The organism is Rhizobium sp. 10N414 (genome assembly GCF_056394785.1).
In genome coordinates, this window is sequence record NZ_JBFTIN010000005.1 from 204092 (window position 1) to 210884 (window position 6793).

The 6793-nt window shown below is 60.8% G+C and carries 7 protein-coding genes; 3 read left to right on the forward strand and 4 right to left on the reverse strand.

Going from position 1 to position 6793, the window contains the following annotated elements; genetic code table 11:
• Window positions 1-20 precede the first annotated feature (20 nt).
• Window positions 21-965, reverse strand: coding sequence for a diacylglycerol/lipid kinase family protein (locus AC1DE4_RS08160; RefSeq protein ID WP_477880872.1), 945 nt, complete (start codon window positions 963-965; stop codon window positions 21-23).
• A 316-nt stretch (window positions 966-1281) separates the two neighbouring features.
• Here AC1DE4_RS08160 and AC1DE4_RS08165 point away from each other — a divergent pair, with 316 nt between their 5' ends.
• Both AC1DE4_RS08165 and mgtE read left to right on the forward strand, forming a co-directional pair.
• The gene (locus AC1DE4_RS08165) at window positions 1282-2502 is read left to right on the forward strand and encodes an MFS transporter (protein WP_477880874.1); all 1221 of its coding nucleotides are present in this window, start codon (window positions 1282-1284) and stop codon (window positions 2500-2502) included.
• A gap of 313 nt (window positions 2503-2815) precedes the next feature.
• Window positions 2816-4192 carry a magnesium transporter gene (mgtE, locus tag AC1DE4_RS08170; protein ID WP_477880876.1) on the forward strand — a complete coding sequence of 459 codons (1377 nt, stop codon included), beginning with the start codon at window positions 2816-2818 and terminating at the stop codon, window positions 4190-4192.
• Between the two features lie 30 nt (window positions 4193-4222).
• On the opposite strand, the gene AC1DE4_RS08175 is transcribed toward mgtE, so the two are convergent.
• Window positions 4223-4696 carry an Lrp/AsnC family transcriptional regulator gene (locus AC1DE4_RS08175; RefSeq protein WP_018857467.1) on the reverse strand — a complete coding sequence of 158 codons (474 nt, stop codon included), beginning with the start codon at window positions 4694-4696 and terminating at the stop codon, window positions 4223-4225.
• Window positions 4697-4842: 146 nt separating this feature from the next.
• On the opposite strand from AC1DE4_RS08175, the gene AC1DE4_RS08180 reads away from it, so the two are divergent.
• Window positions 4843-5748, forward strand: coding sequence for a DMT family transporter (locus tag AC1DE4_RS08180; RefSeq protein ID WP_025659889.1), 906 nt, complete (start codon window positions 4843-4845; stop codon window positions 5746-5748).
• Window positions 5749-5806: 58 nt separating this feature from the next.
• Here the strand turns inward: AC1DE4_RS08180 and AC1DE4_RS08185 are convergent, their stop codons facing one another.
• Both AC1DE4_RS08185 and AC1DE4_RS08190 read right to left on the reverse strand, forming a co-directional pair.
• Window positions 5807-6328 carry a GNAT family N-acetyltransferase gene (locus tag AC1DE4_RS08185; protein ID WP_477880879.1) on the reverse strand — a complete coding sequence of 174 codons (522 nt, stop codon included), beginning with the start codon at window positions 6326-6328 and terminating at the stop codon, window positions 5807-5809.
• 9 nt (window positions 6329-6337) lie between these two features.
• Window positions 6338-6793, reverse strand: a 456-nt coding sequence (locus tag AC1DE4_RS08190; RefSeq protein WP_477880881.1) for a 4Fe-4S dicluster domain-containing protein, incomplete at its 5' end; no start/stop codon positions are given.

The following is a 6793-nucleotide window of genomic DNA, read 5'->3' on the forward strand; positions in this document are numbered from 1 at the left end:
CGCGCCACCAGCAGGAGCTGCTAGGGAGCGACTTCGCGCCGCTCCGCTTCGTCAACTTGCGCTGCAAGTCCTTGCTGGACCAATACCTTGAGTTCGCCTGGATGCAATTTCAATGCAACGTCTCGCTCCAGGGGACGCAGCTCGCCATCCATCACGCAATTCGCCTTTGACGGCAGCTTTGGAAAGTGCAGATGCACTTCTGCCGGATGCATGATCATCACGTCCGCATTCTCCCTCACCTTGCCTCGCAAGAGATCGATCGCCAGACGCGCGACGCCGAGCGGCCTTAGTGGATTGGCGGTATAGAAGCCTAGTTCGCCACCTGTGAGGCTGTCGGCATAAAGCAAGGCATTCTGGCCGAAAGGGTTGTTTGAAACCGAGACCGCGGAGACCCGGCGCCTCTCATAAACTCCCCCCGCTTCGAACTCGACCTCGAATTCGGGTGGATTCAACACGACACCAAATGCGGCCCGCGCGCTTGCCCCCATCTTTCCAAGTCGGGAGCGGTACGAGTAGGAATTTCGATAGCGCACCATGCGCGCATGCAGCCCGGCCGAGAATTGGTGAATGAACGGCCTGCCGTTGGCGCTAGCGATATCCACACGATCGACTTCGCCAAAGGCGAGTGTTTCAAGCGCTTGCCAGATATCGAGTGGAACGCGCAAGGAACGGGCGAAAAGGTTCATTGTCCCGGCCGGCACAACGCCGAGTGCAATACCGTTTCTCCAGGCTATGGACGCTGCCGCCGATATCGTCCCGTCGCCACCGCCAGCGACGATGCCATCGATGTTTCCCCAGCGGGCCGCCCGCTCCATCGCGGGTACAATCTCCTTGCCGGAAAAGACGATTGCATCGAAATCGTGACCCGCTTCCCTGAAGATCGCCTCAGCGCGCCTTTCATAGGCTTCCATGTCGGTGGTCCTGAACGTTCCACCATCTCGATTGAAAAAGCCAACTAGTTTCATCAGGCTCCCGTTGATCCATCCCGACAGGCAAAGTCTGTTGGCGCTGCAAAGCAGATGGTTTCCGCAGCGGCAATTTCAAGCTGAAGCGCGTCTCACGGCCGCCGCGAGCGGCGACAGAGCCCCCAAATTTGCAAGGGACGTATGCAAATCGGGGGACGCTGCACTGCAGAAAACGCACTCGACCTGCAGCAATCGATCGTTGATAGATGGGATATTGGAGCATCGTCTTCATCTCCCTTCATCTCCGGCCTACCGGTCACCGGCGCATCTTGCGTCCCGTCCCGTATGTCACCTATCGAATGCCAAGGAGTGCCTCTTGAGCCAGGTCGCCGTAAACGATTCCATAGATACGATGGCGGTAGAAGAGGCCCCGTCTCCGGCGGCAATTGCGCTCGTACAACTGGCGCTTGCCTGCGGCGGCTTCGGGATAGGCACCGGCGAATTCGCTATCATGGGTCTTTTGCCTAACGTCGCCGACACCTTCTCGGTGACGACGCCGCAGGCCGGCTACGTGATCAGCGCCTATGCGCTCGGCGTCGTTATCGGTGCTCCAATCATCGCGGTTCTCGCCGCAAAGATGGCGCGCCGCTCGCTGCTTCTCCTCGTCATGGGCATCTTTGCCGTCGGCAACCTGTTGAGCGCGATGGCACCGACCTTCGAGAGCTTCACGTTGATGCGCTTCATCACGGGGTTGCCGCATGGCGCCTACTTCGGCGTTGCCGCGATCGTCGCGGCATCCATGGTGCCGATGCACAAGCGCGCTCGCGCCGTCGGCCGCGTGATGCTCGGGTTGACGGTTGCGACCCTCCTGGGAACCCCGCTCGCCACCGTTTTCGGGCAGTCTCTCAACTGGCGGCTTGCCTTTACGATCGTTGGAATCATCGGCCTGCTGACGGTCGCCCTTATCTGGTACTACGTGCCACGCGACCGAGTTGCCGAGGGCGCAAGCTTCAAGCGGGAGCTCGGCGCATTCAAGCGTCCGCAGGTCCTGTTGACGCTCGCCACGGCATCCGTCGGCTTCGGTGGGATGTTCGCCATGTTCAGCTATATCGCACCAACCACGACCGAGGTCGCAATGCTGCCGGAGAGTATGGTCGCCGTGATGCTGATCATCTTCGGCATCGGCATGAACGTCGGCAATGTCGTCGGCTCCTGGTTCGCCGACAAATCGCTGATGGGAACGATCGGTGGTTGCCTTGTGTTCAACATCGTCGTGCTGACACTGTTCTCCCTCACGGCTGCCAATCCGTTCATGCTGGCGCTTTGCGTATTCTGCATCGGTTGCGGCTTTGCTGCCGGTCCCGCTGTCCAGACCCGATTGATGGATGTCGCGGCGGATGCGCAGACGCTTGCTGCCGCATCTCACCACTCGGCATTCAATATTGCGAATGCGCTGGGCGCCTGGCTCGGTGGCCTGGTTATCGCACAGGGCTATGGCTTCGCCGCCACAGGCTATGTCGGCGCGATCCTGTCGTTTATCGGCATCTTTGTGTTCGTGGCATCTCTAAGCCTCGATCGCCGAGACCGGAGCGCCTGACGCGGCCGCCCCCGGCGTCGACGCATAGTCGACAGCAATTCCGAAAGAATGCTGCTCGAACGATATGCCGCGTCGGAAGGTGCGGCATTCTGGCATCAAGCACCTCAAGCGCTTGACTTTTTTGCCAATTGAGACCACCTACAGCCTTACGCGGATCACCTCCATTTTCCGCGGATATCAACGGAGCCATCATCACGATGCCAAGCGACAGTAGCAGTCGATTGCCTTTGCCGTACGCGGCCCTCGTGCGCTGACCTGACTCTGTCGGGCTCGCCCGTCGGACGCTACGGCGGATCGACGGAAAGGCGAGCCTATGAACATCAATCGCTTCCCACTGCGGGCGGGCCATGCCGCTCGTTTCTTCAGCAGCGACCACCTCGGCCCGATCACCACGGCCGAGCGCGTCGAACAGCTGAACACACTTGAAATATCCGAAGCCGCAGCAATCCTGGTTACGCTGCCGCAGCAAAAGGCTGTGCGAATTCTCGGACGTCCCGAGTTGCATCACGCCGCCGCGATCCTTGCAGACATGCCGGTCGAGCATGCCGCACGGCTGCTGAACGCCGTGGCAAACGACCGTGTCGCCGACCTCTTTCAGGAAATGAACGAGGAGGTTCGTGCACACCTCTTCTCGGGGCTGGACCGCACGACCTGTCTCGCCGTCCAGCACCTGATGGGGTATCCGCCCCGCACGGCCGGCAGCATCATGACGACCGAATTCGTCAGCGTGCCCGACACCTGGACTGTCGAACAGACGCTGGAGCACGTGCGCAAAGTCGAGCGTTCGCGCGAGACGGTCTATGCGATCTACGTTCTCGATGCCGTCAGCCGCGTACTAACGAGCGTCGTCACACTCCGCCGCCTCATCACCGGCGACCCCGGTGAATCCGTTCTGACCGTTGCGCAGAAGGAAGGGGTTGTGCGTGCCGATCCGCTGATGACGCAGGAAGATGTCGCCCGGCTAATCCGCAAGCATAATCTGCTCGCCCTGCCCGTCGTCAACCAGGACGGCCACATGCTCGGCATCGTTACAGTCGACGACGTCATCGACACGATGATCGCTGACCAGACCGAAGACGCCCAGAAATTCGGTGGTATGGAAGCCCTCGGCAAGCCCTACACCAAGATCAGCTTTGCCGGCATGATCCACAAGCGTGCTGGCTGGCTGTGCGCCCTCTTCCTCGGCGAAATGCTGACGGCAAGCGCCATGCAGCACTTCGAAGGCGAGCTTGAGAAGGCGATCGTGCTGACGCTGTTCGTGCCGCTGATCATGAGCTCCGGCGGCAACAGCGGATCGCAGGCGACATCGCTGATCATCCGGGCGCTGGCGCTCGGCGAACTCAAGCTCTCCGATTGGTGGCGCGTGCTGCTGCGCGAGCTGCCGACAGGCATCGTGCTCGGCACGATCCTGGGATTGGTCGGTTTCGCCCGCATCGTGCTCTGGCAAAAAATCGGGCTCTATGACTACGGCGAGCACTGGGTCCTGGTCGGCGTAACGATCTTTACCGCACTGATCGGCATCGTCACGTTTGGTTCGCTGGCGGGCTCCATGCTACCCTTCATCCTGCAGAAGCTGCGGCTTGATCCGGCAAGCGCCTCCGCCCCGTTGGTCGCCACGCTGGTCGATGTGAGCGGGCTGGTGATCTACTTCTCGGTCGCGCTGCTGATTCTCAGTGGCACGCTGCTCTAAGCACGAAAACGGGGCCGATTGGCCCCGTTTCTATTTCAGTTCCGGCAGCTTCAGCGCTCCATGGGTTTTCATGCTGCGAATGGCAAAGTTCGAGCGGATATCGCTGACATTCGGCAGGGTCAGCAGCGTGTCCGTCAGCAGCCGCTCATAGGCTGCGAGATCCTCGACCACCACCTCCGCAAGAAAGTCGGCCGTTCCCGATATTAGAAAACACGACACCACCTCGGGAATGGCGAGCAATGCCGCCTCCTGCGCCTGCGCGTTCTCGCGGCTGTGATGGGCGACCTTGAGCTCGACGAAAACCGTCAGGCCGAGACCGACTTCCTTGCGGTCGATATCGGCGCGGTAGCCGCGGATTACGCCGGTCTTTTCCAGATTGCGGATACGCCGCAGACAGGGGGACGGCGACAAATTGACCTTTTCGGCAATCTCCACGTTGGTCGCCCGGGCATCCTCCTGGAGGCATTCCAATATCGCCAGATCGAATTTATCAAGATTTGGCATGTTCGATAAAATCCTTTGGCGTGATTGGCAGATAATTGCTCATACCAGTATTCTGGCGGCATAGATAGCAAGGACATGCTTCGCCGTTTCCGCTTATTCTTCTCTCAACCGGACAGCAATCCGGACGATCACGAGAGGAGAGATCGATGAGCGCCGTTACCTTCACGAACAATGAAAAGTCCACGTCGACATCTGTCGGATATGCCGGCGCCGTCGTCACCGTCCTCATTTGGGCAGCGTGGATCCTGGCGACGCGTCACAGCGCGGCGACGCAGCTTGGCACGATCGATATCGGCCTGATCCGCTACGGTATTCCGGTGCTTGTTCTGGCGCCCGTCTGGCTGAAGACTGGATTGCTGCCGAAAGGCGTGCCGCTCCGCCTACTTGCCACGATGGTCGCGGGCGCTGGCGCCGTTTTCTTCCAGCTGACCACGTCGGCCATTCACTCGACCCCGGCATCCGCCGCCGGCATTCTGCTCGGGGGCTCCATGCCACTTGCCACTGCGCTGATCGGCGTCATCGTCTTCCGGGAACGACCGGACTTCATGCGCGTGCTCGGTCTTGCCGCGATCGTCGGCGGCGTTGCCATCCTACTGGTCCGCAGTCTCGCCGGTGCGGCGCTACCCTGGACCAGCTTTGTTTTGCTACCGATGGGAGCGATCCTATGGGCAAGCTACACGCATGCCTTTCGCCGCTCCGGCCTGACGGCTCTGCAGGCCAGCGCGCTCATCGCCATCTGGTCATTTCTAATACACATCGGTCTGGCCGTAGCCTTCGGTACGTCGATTGCCAGCGCACCACTTGGTGAGGTCGGCTTGCAGGTACTGAGCCAAGGCGTGCTGTCCGGCCTTGCTGCCACGGTCGCCTACGGCCTTGCGGTTCATGCGCTGGGCGGCACCCAGGCAGCTGCCTTCACGGCAATCACGCCGGTGCTGGCAACGATCGGCGGCGGCCTATTGCTTGGGGAGGAAATCGGCATCGCCGAGATTGCCGCCGCTGTTATCACCGGGCTCGGCGTAGCACTCTCGACCGGCATCGCCTCACGCCGATAGCAACTCCGCAGTTCGGGTCGGCGGCCAATCCGCCGGCTCACTCTATTGTTCCATGCCGCTATCGCTTCAGCGTAAGAACCATCGCAACCCGTCGTTCCRGATCCATCCCAACCGCGATTTCGTGATCCAGCTTTTTCTTCAGGAAGTGCGGAACGGCTTCGACACTCGGCAGCACAAAGCCGAGGGAGGCGTAGAAGGGCGCGTTGAACGGAACGTAGCGATCCGTTGTCAGCGTCAGTGCCGATAGCTGACGCTGCTGCGCCATCTCGATTGCAGCCGACATCAGACGCCGCCCGACACCCCTGCGCTGCCAATCCCGGCAAACATCCAGTTCGATCACATAGAGCGTGCCTTCGATTTCCTCGACCGCGAGAAAGCCGACCGGACAGTCGCCGTCATCGGCGGCAACGAGCAGCAGGCCCGCATCGAGCGACCCCCGCAACAAATCGTGTGGCAGCGTGTGCGCTTCCCTGATAACACCGAGCGCCTCCGCCAGCGTCGCGAAGGCATCGAGCTCGATCTCAGTCAGGCGCGGCAGCTCATCGAGACGCGCCTGCCGTATGGCGCAGGCGTTGCTCATGACTGCTTCTTACATATTCGGATAGACCGGCCCCTCGCCGCCCTGCGGCGGCACCCAGTTGATGTTCTGGTTGGGGTCCTTGATGTCACAGGTCTTGCAGTGGACGCAGTTCTGGGCGTTGATGACAAAGGTCTCTTGCCCATCCTTCTCCACCCATTCGTAAACGCCGGCCGGACAGTAGCGCGTCGAAGGACCGGCATAGATGTCGTGCTCGGACGACTTCTGGAGCGCCATGTCCTTCACCTGCAGATGCACCGGCTGGTCTTCCTCGTGGTTGGTGTTCGACAGGAACACCGAGGACAGACGGTCGAAGGTGAGAACGCCGTCGGGTTTCGGGTAGGCGATCGGCTTGTGCTTGGCGGCCGGCTCCAGCGAGGCCGCATCCGTCTTGCCGTGCTTCAGCGTACCGAAGATCGAAAGGCCGAAGAGCTGGTTCGTCCACATGTCGAAACCGCCGAGCGCCAC